This window comes from Modestobacter caceresii, assembly GCF_000761485.1.
Classification (GTDB): domain Bacteria; phylum Actinomycetota; class Actinomycetes; order Mycobacteriales; family Geodermatophilaceae; genus Modestobacter; species Modestobacter caceresii.
Map to the genome: position 1 here is coordinate 250,421 of NZ_JPMX01000118.1, position 16,036 is coordinate 266,456.

Here is a 16,036-nt window from a genome sequence, read left to right on the forward strand (position 1 = left end):
CCGCGCCGACCCCCTTGCCGCGACCGGCCGGGGTGGGACGTCCTCCGCCCGGTGCGCCGGTAGCATCGTCGGGCCATGCGACCCAGCCGACCCGTACCCGTGCCCGCGCCGCCGGCCGCCCGTCGCACCGCCCGCCTGCCGCGGGGTGCCCGGCGGCTGCAGCTGCTGCGGGCCGCGCAGGACGTCTTCGTCGCCCAGGGGTTCCACGCCGCGGCGATGGACGACATCGCCGATCGGGCCGGGGTCAGCAAGCCGGTGCTCTACCAGCACTTCCCGGGCAAGCGGGAGCTCTACCTGGCGCTGCTGGAGCAGCAGGTCGACGAGCTCACCGACCGGGTCCGCGAGGCCATGGCGGGCACGGAGGACAACCGCGAGCGGGTGAACGGCGCCGTCGGTGCCTACTTCGACTTCGTGGACGCCGACGGCGAGGCGTTCCGGCTGGTGTTCGAGTCCGACCTGCGCAACGACCCCGACGTCCGGCGGATCGCCGACCGCGGCGCCCGGCAGTGCATCGAGGCCATCGCCGAGGTCATCGCGATGGAGACCGGCGCGGACCCCGAGCGGGCGCTGCTGCTGTCCGCGGGGATGACCGGGCTGGCCGAGACGAGCGCGCGGTGGTGGCTCGCCCGCAAGGGCACCTTGTCCCGGGACGAGGCCGTGGCCCTCGCGTCGTCCCTGGGCTGGCGCGGGATGTCGGGCTTCCCGCTGCGTGAGGACACCGACTGACCGCCGACGTTCGCTGACGGCGGACCCGCTGGACCGGCCGCCTCCCACCGGGCTGGACTAGCGTGGGTGGCCAGTAGCCGGACCTGAGGAGGCATCCCCGCGTGGAAGTAAAGATCGGTGTCCAACACTCCCCCCGCGAGCTGGTCATCGACAGCCCCAAGAGCCCGGACGAGATCGCGGCCGAGGTGTCCAAGGCCATGACCGGGTCCAAGGACGGCCTGCTCACGCTGGTGGACGAACGCGGTCGGCGGATCGTCGTCCCGACCGACCGGATCGCCTACGTCGAGATCGCCGAGGCCGACCAGCGCCGGGTGGGCTTCATCAGCAGCTGATCGACCGCACGGACGCCGACAGGGCGTCGCCGCACCGCGGCGGCGCCCTGTCGCACGTCCCGGGCCCCGCTCAGGGGTTGAGGCCGAGGGCCTGCATCCGGGCCGAGTGCGCGGTGGTGAGCCGTTGGAGCAGCCGGGCGACCCCGGTCAGGTCGCCGGTGCCGGCGATGAGCAGGTCGGCCAGCTGCTCGTGCTCGGCGATGACCGCCTGGGACTGGGTCAGCGCCTCACCGACCAGCCTCCGGGCCCACAGCGCCAGCCGGCCGGCCAGGGTGGGGTCGGCGACGATGGCGGCCCGGACCTCCCGGAGCGCGAAGTCGGCGTGCCCGGTGTCGTCGAGGACCTCCTCGACCAGCGCCCGGTCCGGCTGCGGCAGGAAGGCCGCGACCTCGCGGTAGAAGTCGGTGGCCAGCCCGTCGCCGACGTAGGCCTTGACCAGCCCCTCCAGCCAGGTGCTGGCCCGCGTGCCGTCGTGGAAGGCGTCCAGCGCGGCGACGAACGGGGTCATCGCCTGGGCCACGTCCACGCCGAGCTCACGCAGTCGCTGGGTCAGCCGATCGTGGTGCCCGATCTCGGCCGCCGCCATCCGGGCGAGGGCGGCCCGGCCCTCGAGCGTCGGCGCCAGCCGGGCGTCCTCGGCGAGCCGGTCGAACGCGGTCAGCTCGGCGTAGGCCAGCACGCCCAGCAGGTCGATCACCGCCGACTGACCGGCCGGCCGGCTGGAGCCCTCCTCGACGCTGGTCACGGTTCCCCCTCCTCGCGCCCCACCGGCGCTCCGAGCGCGCCGCCGGCGGCCGCTCGACGCCGTCGGCGCCCGTGTCGCACGGCAGCGCAGCGAGGTTAACGGGCAGGTCACGCTAGGATGGAATCGGCGAGCCGCCAGGCTCGTTGTTCCTGCGCAACCTCCGTGTGCGCTGATGACCGCCGGATCACCTCCTCGAGGCCGGCCCCCCGAGGGCCGTCTCCCGGGCAGTCTGCACTCGACGCCCGGTCTGCTGGCCGCGTCGGCGCTTGGATCGAACATCCCGGAACCGACCCCGGGACCGGCGAGCGAGTCGGGCAACGCCGGAGCTCGAGACCGAGCTCAGGCACCGACGACGCACCGCGGTCCCCCACCAGACCGAGGCGAGAGAACTGACCTCCACCGAGAACACCCCCACCGCCAGCAGCACCCCCGCCGCTCCGGAGCTGGAGCACGCCGAGACCGGCGCGCCCGCTCCCGAGGAGCTCGAGCAGCAGGTCGAGGAGCTGGGTGGCGCACCCGTCGCTCCCGACAGCCCGCTGTTCAGCGACTTCGACGTGCACCCCGACATCGTGGCCGCGCTGGCCGAGGTCGGGATCCACCGCACCTTCGCCATCCAGGAGCTGACGCTCCCGCTCGCCCTGGCCGGCAACGACCTGATCGGGCAGGCCCGTACCGGCACCGGCAAGACGCTGGGCTTCGGCGTCCCGCTGCTGCAGCGCGTCGTCCCCCCGGCCGAGGGCGGCGACGGCGTGCCGCAGGCCCTCGTCGTCGTCCCCACCCGTGAGCTGTGCGTGCAGGTCTCCCGGGACCTGTCCGCCGCCGGCGCCAAGCGCGGCATCCGGGTGCAGGCCATCTACGGCGGCCGCGCCTTCGAGCCGCAGGTCGCCGCGCTGCAGGCCGGCGTGGAGGTCGTCGTCGGCACCCCCGGCCGGCTGCTCGACCTGGCGCAGCGGGGCGACCTGATCCTGGGCAAGGTCCGCGGTCTGGTCCTGGACGAGGCCGACGAGATGCTCGACCTGGGCTTCCTGCCCGACATCGAGCGCATCCTGGCGATGGTCCCGGACAAGCGGCAGACGATGCTGTTCTCCGCGACCATGCCCGGCCCGATCGTCACGCTGTCCCGGTCGTTCATGACCCAGCCCACGCACATCCGGGCGCACGGCAACGACGAGGGCTCGACGGTCCCGCAGACCACGCAGTTCATCTACCGGGCGCACAACCTGGACAAGCCCGAGCTGCTGTCCCGGGTGCTGCAGTCCCGCGACCGCGGCCTGGTGATGGTCTTCTGCCGCACCAAGCGCACCGCGCAGAAGGTCGCCGACGAGCTCGTCGACCGCGGGTTCGCCGCGGCCGCCGTGCACGGTGACCTCGGCCAGGGCGCTCGTGAGCAGGCGCTGCGCGCGTTCCGGGCCGGCAAGGTCGACGTGCTCGTCGCCACCGACGTCGCCGCCCGCGGCATCGACGTCACCGGCGTCAGCCACGTCGTCAACTACCAGTGCCCCGAGGACGAGAAGACCTACGTACACCGGATCGGCCGCACCGGCCGGGCCGGCAGCACCGGCGTCGCCGTCACCCTGGTCGACTGGGACGACATCCCCCGCTGGCAGCTGATCAACAAGGCGCTGGAGCTCGACTTCGCCGAGCCGCCGGAGACCTACTCCACCTCGCCGTGGGTCTACACCGACCTCGACGTCCCGACGACGGCGACCGGGCGGCTCCCCCGCGCGCAGCGGACCCGCGAGGGCCTGGGCGCGGAGACCCTCGAGGACCTCGGCGAGACCGGCAAGCGCCAGCGCACCGGCGGCAACTCCGCCGGCCCCGGCCGCACCGGCCCCGCCCCCGAGGACGACCAGCCCACGGTCGGGCCGCCCAAGAGCCGCCCGCGGCAGCGCACCCGGGGCAACGGCGCCGCCGCCGCGGGAGCAGCAGCGGCGATGGACGGTCCGACGACCGACGGGGACGCCCCCGCGATGGCCGGGTCCACCGACGCCGGCGAGGGCGGCGGCCGGCCCCGGCGACGTCGTCGCCGCGGTGGCCGCGGCGGGAGCGGCGGCTCCGAGTCCGCAGCCTGAGCAGCGGACCCGACGAACAGGTCACCGCGTCAGGAGCAGGTCTTCCGTGAGGTCTCTCAGCCCGCCCCTGCGGGTGTGGGTCTGGGCGGCGGTCACCCTCGTGGTGGCCGCCGTCGCCGTCCTGCTGTGGCGCACCTCCGACGTCGCGGCGACCTCACGCACGACGGCGGAGCCGGCCGCCGTCCCGGATGAGGCACCGGCTGCCGAGCTCACGCAGGCGTGGACGGCGGCCACCGGCCCGGCGCCCCGGCAGGCGGTGGAGAGCGGTCGGGTGCTGGTCACCGACGAGCGCGGCGTGGCCATGCTGGACGCCGCGACCGGCGAGGAGGCCTGGCACTACCGGCGGGCCAACGCGACCCTCTGCGACGCGACCGCGGTCGACGGCATCGTGGTGGTGGCCTTCCGCACCACCGGGCGGTGCAACGAGCTGACCGGCCTGGACGCCTCGACCGGCGCCCGGGAGTGGTACCGCAACGTCCGCTTCCGCACCGACGTCGACCTGGCCGCCACCGACCAGATCCTGCTCGCCAGCAGCCCCACCGGGATCGTCACGATCGACCCGGTGGGCGACAACACCCGCTGGCGGTACGCGCCGCCGGAGGGCTGCCGGATCGTCGGGTCCGACGTCGGCAGCTCCGGCGTGGTCGTGCTGCAGCGGTGTAGCGGGCTGGGGGCGGTGCAGGTCCGGTTGCTCGACGGGTTCGCCGGCGACGTCCTCTGGACCCGCGACCTCGAGGTCGGCAGCGACACCGCCCGACTGGCCGGGGTCGACGGGCTGGTCGACGTCGTCGTCGGCGACCGGGTGCACGTGCTCTCCCCGGCCGACGGCGCACTGCTGACCGAGGTGGAGCTGCCGGCCCTGCCGGAGGGCCAGCACGCCGGCACCGAGCCGCTGCAGCAGGTCGGCGTCGCCGACGTGGCCCTGCTCTGGGCACGTGGCCAGGTGCTGGCCCTGGACCGGACGACCGGGCTGCCGCGGTGGCAGGTGCCCGCCCTGGGGCTGCCCGCCACCGGTGCGGAGACCGTCACCGTGCCCGAGGCGGGGGCCTTCGTGCAGCGCAGCCTCGCCGACGGGACGGAGCTGCAGCGCTGGTCCACCGCCGACGAGGTCCCGGCCGGGGGGCGCACGTCGCTGGTCGGCCCGGTCGTGGTCTACGCCACCGACACCGCGGTGGTCGCACACACGTAGTCACGCACTGCGGCGCGGGGCCGCACGGCGAGGCACACTCGGGGCATGGTCCTGCCTGGAGGCTCCGAACACACCGCCCCCGACGACCTCCGCCAGCTGGCGGTGCACGACGCGGCCCGGGTGACGTTCCCCGGTCGTTCCGGCCCGCTGGCCGCCCTGGACACCGGCGCCTGCGACGGGCCGACGGTGCTGCTGGTGGCCGGCTACACCGGCAGCAAGGAGGACTTCGCGCCGTTGCTGTCCCCGTTGGGCGAGGCCGGCGTCCGGGCCGTGGCGATGGACCAGCGCGGGCAGTACGAGTCGCCCGGCCCGGACGACCCGGCGCAGTACTCGGTGGCCGAGCTCGCGGCCGACGTGGTCGCGGTCGCCCGGCAGCTGCACACCGAGACGGGCAGCCCGGTGCACCTGCTCGGGCACAGCTTCGGCGGCCTCGTCGCCCGGGCAGCGGTGCTCGCCGAGCCGGCGCTGTTCGCCACGCTCACCCTGCTGGGCAGCGGCCCCGCCGCGCTGACCGGCCCCCGGGCCGAGATGCTGGACCACCTGCCCCCGCTGTTGGAGGCCGGCGGCGTCCAGCTGGTCAGCGACACCCTGGACCAGCTGGCGATGACCGATCCACGCGCGCAGGCGGTGCCAGCGCCGACCCGGGAGTTCCTCACCCGCCGTTTCCTGGCCAACACCGCCGCCGGGCTGCTGGGCATGGCCGATGCGATGCTCGCCGAACCCGACCGGGTGGCCGAGCTGGCCGCGACCGGCGTGCCGGTGCTCGTCACCCACGGCGTCGCCGACGACGCGTGGAGCCCCGCGGTCCAGGCGGAGATGGCCGCCCGGCTGCGCGCCCGGCACGAGGTGATCCCGCAGGCGGTGCACTCCCCCGCCATCGAGAACCCCTCCCGCACCCTGCAGGTGCTGGTCACCTTCTGGAGCGACCCCCACGGCTCGCTGGCCACCGCCGACGACGACACCGCCGGGGCCGTGCGGTGAGGCCGACCCCGTCGATCAACGACTTCACCGAGCGAGAGGACCTGCTCGGCTTCTTCGGGCCGGACAGCGTCACCTGGCGGGTGCACAGCGACCCGGCGTTCTCCGTGGGCGGCATCCGCGCGCTGCTGCTGCAGGCGCTGCACCCGGTGGCGATGGGCGGCGTCCACCAGTTCTCCACGGCCTTCGCCACCGACCCGTGGGCGCGACTGACCCGCACGGCCGAGTACGTGGCGACGCTGTCCTTCGGCACCCGACGGGACGCCCTCCGGCAGGTGCGCCGGGTGCGCGGGCTGCACCGGGGGAAGTCCGGGGTCGAGGAGACCACCGGACGGCACTTCAACGTCGACGACGCCGACCTGCTGCTGTGGGTGCACAACTGCGAGGTCGAGTCACTGCTGTCCACCGCCCGCCGGGCCGGGGTGCCGCTGACCGACGCCGACGCCGACCGGTACGTCGAGGAGCAGGTGGTCGCCGCGGTGCTGGTGGGCTGCGAGGAGGCCGACGTGCCGCGCACGGTCGCCGAGCTCGACGCCTACTTCGACCGGATCCGCGCCCAGCTGGCCGTCACGCCCGCGGCGCGCACCGCCTCCCGCTTCGTCCTGGTGCCACCGATGCCCGGCTGGGTGCAGGTGCTGACCCCGGCCCGGCCGGCGTGGAGCACGCTGGCCTCGCTCGGTGCGGCGACGCTGCCCGGCTGGGCCCGCCGGCTCTACGGCCTGCCCGGGTTCGGGCTCACCGACGCCGCGGCGACGGCCGGGCTCCGGGCGTTCCGGCAGACCGCGCTGGCCGTGCCGGCCCGGGTGCGCGAGTCGCCGATCGTGCGGGCGGCCCGGGAGCGGGTGGCCGCGGTGGAGCCGCTCAGCGCCTGAGCGGGCGGCGCCCTGCCCGGTCCTGCCGCGCCGGGTCGTCCCGGGCCGGGTCGTCCCGGGCAGCGGCGGCCGCCAGCACGAACGCCACCGGCAGGAAGAACAGGCCGATCCCCAGTCCCAGCACCAGCGACCAGCCGAGCACGACCGCCGCGGCACCCCAGGTGACCGGCCGGGCGTACCGGCTACGCGACGTCAGCACCGCGACCAGACAGGCGACGACCGGCAGCCCGAGCAGCAGGAACGCGAACGCGCCCGCGTCCCGCCACACCTCGGCGGCCAGCCACGCGGCGATGAGCGCCGCCAGGCCGAGCGCGGACCAGCGCAGCACCGCCGACCTCCTCGTCCCGTCCTCCAGCAGGTCACCGAGTCTGGTCACCGTCGGGGACCCGGGCAAGCCGGTCAGCTGCGGCCGGTCTCCAGCACCCGGCGCGCGGCAGCGAGGACGGCATCGGCCACCCGGTCCAGCGACGGCGACCGCAGCCGCCACTGCTGCCAGTGCAGGACGACGTCCACCGCGCCGTCCGGGTCGAGCACCGTCAGATCGCCGTCGGTGTCCTGCAGGTCGGGGACCATGCCCCAGCCCATGCCGAGCCGCACCGCGGTGAGGAAGTCGGCCGAGGAGGGCACGAAGTGCATCGGCGGCCGAGTCGGGTCGACCCCCCGGGCCCGCAGGTGCGCGTGCTGCAGGTCGTCGCTGCGGTCGAAGACGACGACCGGCGCCCGGGCCAGGGACTCCGCCGTCCCGCCGTCGGCCAACCAGCGCCGGGCGAAGGCAGGAGCGGCCATCGGCCGGTACCGCATGCTGCCCAGCCGGGTCGAACTGCAGCCCGGGACCGGGTCGGCGTCGCCGGTGACCGCGGCCATCACCGTGCCGGTCCGCAGCAGCGCGCTGGTGTGCGCCTGGTCGGCGCGGTGCAGGTCGAGGACGAGGTCACCGGCCAGCGGCGCCAGCGCGGGCAGCACCCAGGTCGCCAGTGAGTCGGCGTTGACCGCGATCGGCAGCGCGACCGGACCGTGCGCCGCGCTGTCCAGCTCCCGGGTGGCGTCGGCGGTGAGCAGGTCGATCTGCCGGGCCAGCCGGAGCAGCGCCTGACCGGACTCGGTGGGTTGCACCGGCCGGCTGCGCACCAGCAGCACCCGGCCGGTCGCGGTCTCCAGGGCCTTGATCCGCTGGCTGATCGCCGAGGGCGTCACGTGCAGGGCGCGGGCCGCGGCGTCCAGCGTGCCGGTGGTGACGGTCGCCCCCAGCGCCCGCAGCTGCGCGAGGTCGAGGTCCACGGTGACCATCAGACGCGCTTCAGGTACGTCAGTAAAGTGAGCTGGTCTTCCGGTGCAGGACGGACCTAGCGTGGTCGGCATGTCCCCCGCCCTTCTCGCCGCCGCCGCCGGACTGGGGCTCGGGCTGTCGCTGATCGTCGCGATCGGGGCGCAGAACGCTCTCGTCCTGCGGCAGGGGCTGCGCAGCGAGCACGTCGCCGCGGTGGTCGCGGTCTGCCTGCTCTCCGACGTCGTGCTGATCACCGCGGGAGTCGCCGGTGCCGGCGCACTGGTCACCCGGGCGCCGGGCGTGGTGACCGTCGTCTGCTTCGCCGGGGCGGCCTTCCTGCTGGTCTATGGGCTGCTGGCCGCGCGCCGGGCGCTGCGGCCGGCCGCCCTGCTCACCGATGCCTCCGGCGCCCGCACCGGCCTCGCGGTCACCGTGTCCACCGCCGTGGCCCTGACCTGGCTCAACCCGCACGTCTACCTGGACACCGTCGTGCTGCTCGGCTCGCTGGCCAGCACCTACGACGACCGCCGCTGGTGGTTCGGCGCCGGCGCCGCCCTGGGCAGTGCGGTCTGGTTCCTGGGCCTCGGGTACGGCGCGCGACTGCTGCGGCCGGTGTTCGCCCGCCCGCGCGCCTGGCAGGTCCTCGACGCCGGCATCGCCGTCGTCATGGTCGTCCTGGCGATCTCCCTGGCGGTCCGGGGAGCGGCCGGCAGCTGAGCGTTGTGCGCGCCCGGCTCCGGCGCTACGGTCGCCGCCATGACTGCCGGGTCGGCCTCGAGCCGTGAGCGAGTCGGGTACCCGGCCCGCACGTGACCCCCGGGCGGCCCCGTGGGCCGCCTCCGGCGAAGACCGATCCCGCGCACCGTGTCCACCCCGGTGCCGCACCGCCCGCACCACGACCTGCTCCCGGCCCCGAGCCGGTTCCCCTGCGCACTCCCCGGCCCTCGTGCGGCCGGCCCCTCACCCCTCGGAGCACCCGTGCCCACTGCTGCCCTGCACCACATGATCGTCCCGGTCACCGACCGGGACGCCGCCGTCGACTGGTTCGTCGACCTGCTGGAACTCCGCGAGCCCTACACGGACGGCTTCTTCCGGTCCGTGCAGCTCGACGACACGATCGTGCTGAACTTCGCCGGCGCGCCGTCGGCGGAGCCGCTGCACCTGGCCTTCCTGATCGGCGAGGAGCACTTCGACCGCGTCCGGGCCCGGCTCGACGCCGACGGGACGCCGTACACCGCCGACCCGCCCGGGCGCCGTCCTGGCGAGGTCGGCGAGGTCAACCCCGACGGCAGCGGACGGCGGCTGTACTTCCGCGGCCCGGACGGCCACCTGCTGGAGGTGCTGACGGCCCGCTACACCGACGTGCCGGCCGGCTCCGCGGCGGGCTGACTCACTCGGCAGCCGCCACCGGCTCGGGAGGCAGGAAGCTCCACGTCTCCCGGGCCGGGGCGGCCGCCTGACCGGTCGGGCAGCTGGAACGGAAGTCGCACCAGCTGCACTGCTGGCCCGGCACCGGCGGGAAGGCCTCGTCGACGTCCGCGCCCGCGGCCAGTGCCTCGGTCGCGGTGCCGATGTCGGCGGCGATGTCCTCGGCCCGGCGGACGTGGTTGGCCAGCGACCGGTCGGTGTGCTCGAAGGCAGCGACCGTGCCCGACGGGAGGTGGTGCAGCTCGACCCGGGTGCACGGACGGCGCAGCGTGCGCCGGACGCCCAGCACGTACAGCGCCAGTGCCGGTGACCCGCGTGCCTCGTCCTCGGTGCTGGGGACGCGGCCGGTCTTGTAGTCGACGACGACCAGCTCGTCGCCCCGGCGGTCGATCCGGTCGACCCGGCCGGAGAGGGCGAGGGCCTCGGTGGTGGCGCCGACCGTGCGCTCGGTGCCGGCCGGCTCGTCGGTGGGGTCGAGCTCGGCCACGTAGTCGGTGATCCAGGCCGCGGCCTTGGCCCGCCACTGCGCGGCCTGCTCGTCGTCCCGGAAGCCGGCCCGCGACCAGCCGCTGTAGAGCAGCTGCCGGGCCGCGGCCGGGGTGCGCTTCTCCACCGGCAGCTCCCACCACGAGCGCAGCGCCGCGTGCACCGCCGAGCCCACGGTGTTGTGCGCCCACGGCGGGCCCTTCGGCGGACTCGGCCGGGTGAGGTAGGCGAACCGGTACCGGCGCGGGCAGTCGGCGAAGGTGGCCAGTTTGCTGGGCGTGCAGGAGAACAGCCGCTTGGGCATGCCGGGCATCTCCAGCTGGTCGCTCACCGGTCCCCCTCCGTCGCCACGCCGCCACGGTAACCGGGGCCACCGACAGGGTCAGTCGGTGAGCACGGCACTGCCGGTGCCGGCGGCCAGCAGCGCCGCGTACTGCTCGGGGTCGGTGGTGCAGGCGCCGATCGCGGTGCGCTTGTTGGTGCCGTGGTAGTCGCTGGAGCCGGTCTGGATCAACCCCAGCCCGGTGGCCAGGGCACGCAGGTACGCCCGCTGGTCGGGCGTGTGGTCGGGGTGCTCGACCTCCAGGCCGAGCAGCCCGGCGGCGGCCATCTCGGCGATCGCGTCGTCGCCGACCACCCGCCCCCGCTTCGTCGCCAGGCCGTGGGCGAACACCGGCACCCCACCGGCGGCACGGACCAACCGGATTCCGTCGAGCACATCGGTGTCGGCCTTGGCCGCGTAGTAGGGGCTGCCGTGGTGCAGGAGCGTGCCGAAGGCGTGGTCGACCGAGTCGACCACGCCCGCCTCGACCAGCGCCCGCGCCACGTGCGGCCGCCCGACCACCCCGCCCTCGCTGCGGGCGACGATCTCGGCCCAGACGATCGGGTAGCCGTCGGTGGCGAGCGCGGTGACGATCCGCTCCCCCCGGCTGAGCCGCTCCTCGCGCAGCCGTACCCGCTCGGCGGCGAAGGCCGGGTGCAGCGGGTCGAACAGGTAGGCCAGCAGGTGCACGCTGATCGGCGACTCCCCGGCGGGGAAGTACCGGCAGGACATCTCCATCCCCGGCACGAGCGTCAGCCCGGGCGGGCGCGCCTCCTCGGCCCGGGCCCAGCCGGCCGTCGTGTCGTGGTCGGTGAGGGCGACGACGTCGAGCCCGGCTGCGGCCGCGGTGGCGACCAGGGCGGCGGGGCTGTCGGTGCCGTCGGAGACCGAGGAGTGGGTGTGCAGGTCGATGCGCACGCCCCCAGCCTGCCGCACCGGCGCGGGACCCGCCGCAGGGTGGTCGGGTGGACCGGTCAGGACGGCGGGCGGGTGCGCGGGATCGGGGCGGTGTCGTGCCCGCGCCCCGGCGTCAGCGGTGGCGGCATGTGCTGTTCGGGGGCGTCGCCGGCCCCCCGGTCGTCGGCGCTCATCGACCCCTCGGCGTCCTCGTCGGAGCTCACCGGGTTGGTGGAGAAGTCGGAGCCGAACATCAGCTCCGACAGCCGCTTGTACAGCGCCTTCGCGTGCGGCAGGTAGGTGATCTCGTCCAGGCCCTGCGCCTGCCCGGCGGACTCGAAGCGGAAGGTGCCGTAGCCCAGTACCTGACCCCAGAAGGTCTCCTTCCAGGTCAGGTCGGTGATCCGGCGCAGGGGCATGACCGCGACGGTGCGGATGATCACCCCCGACGTCATCAGCACCCGCCGGCGGGTGATCAGGAAGTGCCGCACCCACCATTCACCGACGTGCAGCCCGAGATAGCCCAGCGCGCCGAGCACCACGAGCAGCCCGACGACGGCCCCGGCCCCCGCGTTGTCCAGGTCGAGCTGCAGCACCCACACCCCGACCACGAGGGCCGGGACGCCCCGGGCCAGGGGGCGCGCCAGCACCGCCGGGTGACGGCGGGTGGCGATGACCGGGGGCTCGTCGGGGAGCAGGTACTTCTCGGCGTCCTTGCCCCAGCGGGGCCGCCGGGTACGGGCGCCGGACACGGCCGGGCTAGACCAGGGATTCCACGAAGGCCGACAGCGAGCCGGCCGCGTCACTGAGGGCGCCGCCGGCGCTGCGCACGATGCCGGCCGCGTCCTCGGGCCGCTGGATCACGTAGAAGACCACGAACGCGATGGCCAGCCAGGTGAGCACCTTCTTCAGCAAGGTCGCACCGTTTCCCTTCCTCACGTGGCCAGGCGGACTCGACGGCGACCGGGCTAGCGGGCCGACGGCAGTGCACCTCGACGGCCGTCCGGACCGCGCACCCATGAGTAACAGCAGCCCCACCCGGAACACCACTCGCCACGCCGACCGCGTGTCGAACGGATCCACACCGGCCGGTTCGTCACCGCCCGCTCACCGGCCGGGCAGCAGCCGATCGGTCGTCGGGCCGAGCGGGAGGTCGGGGTAGACCCGGTCGCGCAGGTCGAGCAGGGAGAGGTCCTCGGCCAGCAACCAGGCGGCCGACGCCGGCCAGGTGACCAGCCACAGCCAGACCCCGTGGGCCTCCCCGACGTAGGCGGCGCGGTCGTCGCCCACCGGTACCAGCCACAGCGGCACCCGCTGCCCGGCGGCCTCGACCGCGACGGTGGAGGGACCGGCACCGACGAGCTCTCCCGGGTCGACGCCGGGCAGCCCGGCGTAGCCGCAGCCCAGGCCGGTGCCGGGCTCCTCGGCCACGAGCACCAGTTCCGCCGAGCCCCCGAGCGGCGCCGGGCCGGCGCAGGCGACGACGATCGCCCGGGCCCCGGGCTCACCGCCCCAGGCCAGCCCGGTGACCGCCCAGCCGCCGGGCATCGGGTCGGGCACCCAGGCCGGCACCCGGGCATCGGCGCACACCGCGCTGATCGCGTCGTGGGCAACCACGGCGGTGTGGTGCAGCGGGGTGACGGCTGCGTGCACGTGGCACCAGCCCTCGTCGGCCGAGCCGGGGCGGACGACCAGAACCTCGCCGCAGCGCGGGCACACCGGGGAGACACTCATCGCCGCTCACCGTCCTGTTCTGCCGTGGGTTCGTCAAGCATCGCCTCAGCGTCCCGCCGTCCCGGGCACCGGGTCCCCGGCCGCCCGTACCCTTCCCGAGGTGGACGACCCGCGGCCGGAGGTGGCGTGCGTCGGCGCCGTGGTGCACGACGAGCGGGGCCGCCTGCTGCTGATCCGCCGGAGCCACGCCCCGAGCGCGGGCCTGTGGTCGGTGCCGGGCGGTCGGGTGGAACCCGGCGAGTCCGAGGCCGACGCCGTCGTCCGGGAGACCGCCGAGGAGACCGGGCTGGCCGTGCGCCCGGTACGGGTGCTGGGCCACGTCCGGATCGACGGGGACGGCGTCGTCTTCACCGTCACCGACTGGCTGTGCACCGTGGTCGAGCCGGAGCGACAGCCGGTGGCCGGGGACGACGCCGACGACGCCGTCTTCGTGGACGCCGCCGGGCTGACCGCGCTGGAAATGGCGCCCGGCGTGCTCACCGCGCTCTCCGGCTGGGGCGTGCTCCCCCGCTGAGCTCGCGAGCACCCGGAGCCGCACTCACCTGGAGTCCGACGGCGGCAGCAGGGGCGGTGAGAACACCTGGTCGATGGGGAGCGGCCCGACGTACCGCTGGCAGGTGCACGGGACCTGCTTGTACGCGGTGGGCTCCTTGTCGGAGTCGTACTTGAGCGGGTCGCCGTTCATCATCCCGTGGCACCGCCCGGTCTCCGCGTTGTGCATCGACATGCCGTGACCGCACCCGCAGATCGCCTGGATCGGCTTGGGAGCCCGGTGGTGGCGTCCCTGCACGTAGCCGATGGCCTGCCCCAGCAGCACCGCCCCCACCCCGACGAGGATCGAGATCGGGTCCATCACGTACCGCCCTCTCCGCCGTCGCGGTGGCCGGCGACGTCCGCCGGCACGGGGTGCCCGGGGCCGGTCACCGACGGACGGGCTCGGGACGCCCGGGCTGCTCCCCGCCGCGGGCCTCTCCGTAGGAGCGCTTGGGCACCATGACCTTCCGACGGAAGACGCAGACCACGGTGCCGTCCTGCTTGTAGCCGATGGTCTCGACGTGGACGACGCCCCGGTCGTCCTTGGAGCGGGACTCGGTCTTGTCCAGCACGGTGGTCTCGCCGTAGATCGTGTCGCCGTGGAAGGTCGGGGCGACGTGCTTGAGCGACTCGACCTCGAGGTTGGCGATCGCCTTGCCGGAGACGTCGGCGACGCTCATGCCGAGCAGCAGCGAGTAGACGTAGTTGCCGACGACGACGTTCTCCCCGAAGTCGGTGGTCTCCGCGGCGTAGTGGGCGTCCAGGTGCAGCGGGTGGTGGTTCATGGTGAGCAGGCAGAACAGGTGGTCGTCGTACTCGGTGACGGTCTTGCCGGGCCAGTGCTTGTAGGTGGCGCCGACCTCGAACTCCTCGTAGTACCGGCCGAACTGCATCGGGCTGCTCCCACTGGTCGCTCATCAGGTGACGGACGACGCAGGTGGGACTGCCGGGGCGGCCGGGTGCACGCGCGCGCCGGCTGCCCGCCACGGAGCGACGATGACCCGTCTGGACGGGCGCCGATCCTACGATGACCCGGTGCACCTGCAGTCCGCCCCCGAGCTGCCCGCCGAGGCCGAGGTCGAGCGCCTGACCCCGGGTGGGCGGCGCGCCCGACTGGCCGCGGTCGCGATAGTGCTGGCCCTGTTGCTGGCCGGCACGGTGTGGGGGAACGACGACTCGTTCCCCTTCGGCCCGTTCCGGATGTACTCCACCCGCGCGAACCCCGACACCCCGGTCGTCTCGACCCGGGTGGTCGGGCTGACCGCCACGGGTGAGGAGGTGCGGCTCTCCGGCGGCGAGGTGGGGCTGCGCCGGGCCGAGTTCGAGGGCCAGCTCCCCCGCATCGGCGAGGACCCCTCGCTGCTCGGGCTCCTCGCCGACTCCTATGCCGAGCGCAACCCCGCCGCCGAGGAGCTGGTCGAGGTCCAGGTCGTGCAGCGCCGCATCGACCTCGAGGACGGCCAGCGGACCGGTGACGTCACCGACCGGGTGCTGATCGAGTACCAGCTGGAGGACGGCGAGTGAGCACCGCAGCCACCACCCCGCCCACCGCGGCACCGATGCGCCCGGAGGTGGCCCCGGCTGTCCCCGGCACCCCCCGCTGGTGGTTCCGCCCGGTGCCGCTGGCCCGGATCGCGGTCTTCCGGGCCATCGCCTACCTGTTCATCCCGATCGACGTCTTCCTCACCACGGCGTGGGTGCGCGCCCACGCCGACGTGCCCACCGACTGGTACGCGCCGCTGCTGGTCGGCCGGCTGCTGAACCTGCCCACCCCGACGCACACCCTCGTGCTGGTCGTCCAGTGGGCGCTGGTGATCGCCGCGGTGGCCGCCGCCACCGGCCGGGCGCCACGGCTGCTCGGCCTCGCCGTCTTCCTCCTCTACTCGGAGTGGATGGTCATCGCGATGAGCTACGGGAAGGTCGACCACGACCGGATCGCCTTCCTGGTCGCCCTGGCGGTGCTGCCGACGATCGGGCGGGCGCGGCTGCGGGACCGGCGCTCCTCGGAGGCCGCCGGGTTCGCGATGGCGGCCGTGCTGTTCACCGTGATGCTCACCTACTTCCTGGCGGCCTGGGCGAAGATCCGGTTCGGCGGCTGGGACTGGGCGACCGGTGCCACCCTGACCCGCGCGCTGGTCCGCCGGGGCACCGACCTGTCGATGTGGACGCTGGACGTGGCCTGGCTGCTGCCGACGGTGCAGTGGGTGATGATCGTGCTCGAGCTGGCGGCACCGCTGATCCTGCTGGTGCGCACCGACCGGGCCCGGATCGGGCTGGTGCTCTTCCTGCTCGGCTTCCACGTGATGGTCTACGCCGGGGTCACGATCATCTTCCTGCCGCACTGCATCGCGATCCTGTCGATCCTGCCGTGGGAGCGGCTGTCGGTGCTCCAGCGCCGTGACAACCTGACCGGGCTGCCTGCGGTGCCCGGGACCCCCACCCCGGGCTGACCCG

21 protein-coding genes are annotated in these 16,036 nt (G+C 74.7%); 11 read left to right on the top strand and 10 right to left on the bottom strand.

Features of this window, described 5'->3' with window-relative positions; genetic code table 11:
• Positions 1-75 precede the first annotated feature (75 nt).
• Both IN07_RS21835 and IN07_RS21840 read left to right on the top strand, forming a co-directional pair.
• Entirely contained in the window at positions 76-726 is a 651-nt protein-coding gene (locus tag IN07_RS21835; RefSeq protein WP_052091612.1) for a TetR/AcrR family transcriptional regulator, read from the top strand.
• A 101-nt stretch (positions 727-827) separates the two neighbouring features.
• Positions 828-1,058, top strand: a complete 231-nt coding sequence (locus tag IN07_RS21840) for a DUF3107 domain-containing protein (RefSeq protein WP_036340369.1) — start codon at positions 828-830, stop codon at positions 1,056-1,058.
• Positions 1,059-1,128: 70 nt separating this feature from the next.
• On the opposite strand, the gene IN07_RS21845 is transcribed toward IN07_RS21840, so the two are convergent.
• Positions 1,129-1,803, bottom strand: coding sequence for a ferritin-like fold-containing protein (locus IN07_RS21845; RefSeq protein ID WP_036340372.1), 675 nt, complete (start codon positions 1,801-1,803; stop codon positions 1,129-1,131).
• A 266-nt stretch (positions 1,804-2,069) separates the two neighbouring features.
• Between IN07_RS21845 and IN07_RS21850 the strand changes: the two genes are divergently transcribed.
• The 4 genes from IN07_RS21850 to IN07_RS21865 are packed head-to-tail and all read left to right on the top strand — an operon-like array spanning position 2,070 to position 6,914.
• Positions 2,070-3,875 (top strand): DEAD/DEAH box helicase, encoded by a 1,806-nt coding sequence (locus tag IN07_RS21850; RefSeq protein WP_231558525.1) that lies wholly within the window; start codon positions 2,070-2,072, stop codon positions 3,873-3,875.
• 46 nt (positions 3,876-3,921) lie between these two features.
• Positions 3,922-5,064 carry an outer membrane protein assembly factor BamB family protein gene (locus IN07_RS21855; protein WP_036340375.1) on the top strand — a complete coding sequence of 381 codons (1,143 nt, stop codon included), beginning with the start codon at positions 3,922-3,924 and terminating at the stop codon, positions 5,062-5,064.
• A 45-nt stretch (positions 5,065-5,109) separates the two neighbouring features.
• Entirely contained in the window at positions 5,110-6,045 is a 936-nt protein-coding gene (locus IN07_RS21860; protein ID WP_036340378.1) for an alpha/beta fold hydrolase, read from the top strand.
• The gene (locus IN07_RS21865; RefSeq protein WP_036340381.1) at positions 6,042-6,914 is read left to right on the top strand and encodes an oxygenase MpaB family protein; all 873 of its coding nucleotides are present in this window, start codon (positions 6,042-6,044) and stop codon (positions 6,912-6,914) included. The genes IN07_RS21860 and IN07_RS21865 overlap by 4 nt, the downstream gene beginning before the upstream one ends.
• Here IN07_RS21865 and IN07_RS21870 read toward each other — a convergent pair.
• Positions 6,904-7,290, bottom strand: a complete 387-nt coding sequence (locus tag IN07_RS21870) for a hypothetical protein (protein WP_156119331.1) — start codon at positions 7,288-7,290, stop codon at positions 6,904-6,906. The genes IN07_RS21865 and IN07_RS21870 overlap by 11 nt on opposite strands.
• A gap of 23 nt (positions 7,291-7,313) precedes the next feature.
• Positions 7,314-8,201: a LysR family transcriptional regulator ArgP gene (locus IN07_RS21875; protein ID WP_036340388.1), complete on the bottom strand. Its 888-nt coding sequence runs from the start codon at positions 8,199-8,201 to the stop codon at positions 7,314-7,316.
• A gap of 70 nt (positions 8,202-8,271) precedes the next feature.
• Between IN07_RS21875 and IN07_RS21880 the strand changes: the two genes are divergently transcribed.
• Both IN07_RS21880 and IN07_RS21885 read left to right on the top strand, forming a co-directional pair.
• Positions 8,272-8,898, top strand: a complete 627-nt coding sequence (locus IN07_RS21880; protein ID WP_036340644.1) for a LysE/ArgO family amino acid transporter — start codon at positions 8,272-8,274, stop codon at positions 8,896-8,898.
• 261 nt (positions 8,899-9,159) lie between these two features.
• On the top strand, positions 9,160-9,570 hold the full coding sequence (locus tag IN07_RS21885) for a VOC family protein (RefSeq protein ID WP_156119332.1): 411 nt from the start codon (positions 9,160-9,162) through the stop codon (positions 9,568-9,570).
• Between the two features lies 1 nt (position 9,571).
• On the opposite strand, the gene IN07_RS21890 is transcribed toward IN07_RS21885, so the two are convergent.
• From IN07_RS21890 to IN07_RS21905, 5 genes are all read right to left on the bottom strand, one after another.
• Positions 9,572-10,426: a RecB family exonuclease gene (locus IN07_RS21890; protein WP_231558526.1), complete on the bottom strand. Its 855-nt coding sequence runs from the start codon at positions 10,424-10,426 to the stop codon at positions 9,572-9,574.
• Positions 10,427-10,477: 51 nt separating this feature from the next.
• Positions 10,478-11,335 carry a PHP domain-containing protein gene (locus tag IN07_RS21895; protein WP_036340650.1) on the bottom strand — a complete coding sequence of 286 codons (858 nt, stop codon included), beginning with the start codon at positions 11,333-11,335 and terminating at the stop codon, positions 10,478-10,480.
• Positions 11,336-11,391: 56 nt separating this feature from the next.
• Positions 11,392-12,066: a PH domain-containing protein gene (locus IN07_RS21900; protein WP_036340393.1), complete on the bottom strand. Its 675-nt coding sequence runs from the start codon at positions 12,064-12,066 to the stop codon at positions 11,392-11,394.
• 7 nt (positions 12,067-12,073) lie between these two features.
• Positions 12,074-12,253 (bottom strand): hypothetical protein, encoded by a 180-nt coding sequence (locus tag IN07_RS25495; protein ID WP_156119333.1) that lies wholly within the window; start codon positions 12,251-12,253, stop codon positions 12,074-12,076.
• A 168-nt stretch (positions 12,254-12,421) separates the two neighbouring features.
• Positions 12,422-13,048 carry a DUF6758 family protein gene (locus IN07_RS21905; protein WP_036340396.1) on the bottom strand — a complete coding sequence of 209 codons (627 nt, stop codon included), beginning with the start codon at positions 13,046-13,048 and terminating at the stop codon, positions 12,422-12,424.
• A gap of 100 nt (positions 13,049-13,148) precedes the next feature.
• On the opposite strand from IN07_RS21905, the gene IN07_RS21910 reads away from it, so the two are divergent.
• Positions 13,149-13,562, top strand: a complete 414-nt coding sequence (locus tag IN07_RS21910; protein ID WP_036340399.1) for an NUDIX domain-containing protein — start codon at positions 13,149-13,151, stop codon at positions 13,560-13,562.
• 24 nt (positions 13,563-13,586) lie between these two features.
• Here IN07_RS21910 and IN07_RS21915 read toward each other — a convergent pair whose 3' ends face one another.
• Both IN07_RS21915 and IN07_RS21920 read right to left on the bottom strand, forming a co-directional pair.
• Positions 13,587-13,901 carry a hypothetical protein gene (locus IN07_RS21915; RefSeq protein ID WP_036340402.1) on the bottom strand — a complete coding sequence of 105 codons (315 nt, stop codon included), beginning with the start codon at positions 13,899-13,901 and terminating at the stop codon, positions 13,587-13,589.
• 67 nt (positions 13,902-13,968) lie between these two features.
• Positions 13,969-14,475, bottom strand: coding sequence for a MaoC family dehydratase (locus tag IN07_RS21920; protein WP_036340405.1), 507 nt, complete (start codon positions 14,473-14,475; stop codon positions 13,969-13,971).
• 142 nt (positions 14,476-14,617) lie between these two features.
• Here IN07_RS21920 and IN07_RS21925 point away from each other — a divergent pair, with 142 nt between their 5' ends.
• Entirely contained in the window at positions 14,618-15,106 is a 489-nt protein-coding gene (locus IN07_RS21925) for a hypothetical protein (RefSeq protein WP_052091613.1), read from the top strand.
• Positions 15,103-16,032 carry an MFS transporter permease gene (locus IN07_RS21930; protein WP_231558527.1) on the top strand — a complete coding sequence of 310 codons (930 nt, stop codon included), beginning with the start codon at positions 15,103-15,105 and terminating at the stop codon, positions 16,030-16,032. Before IN07_RS21925 ends, IN07_RS21930 begins: the two co-directional genes overlap by 4 nt.
• The last annotated feature ends 4 nt before the right edge of the window (positions 16,033-16,036 follow it).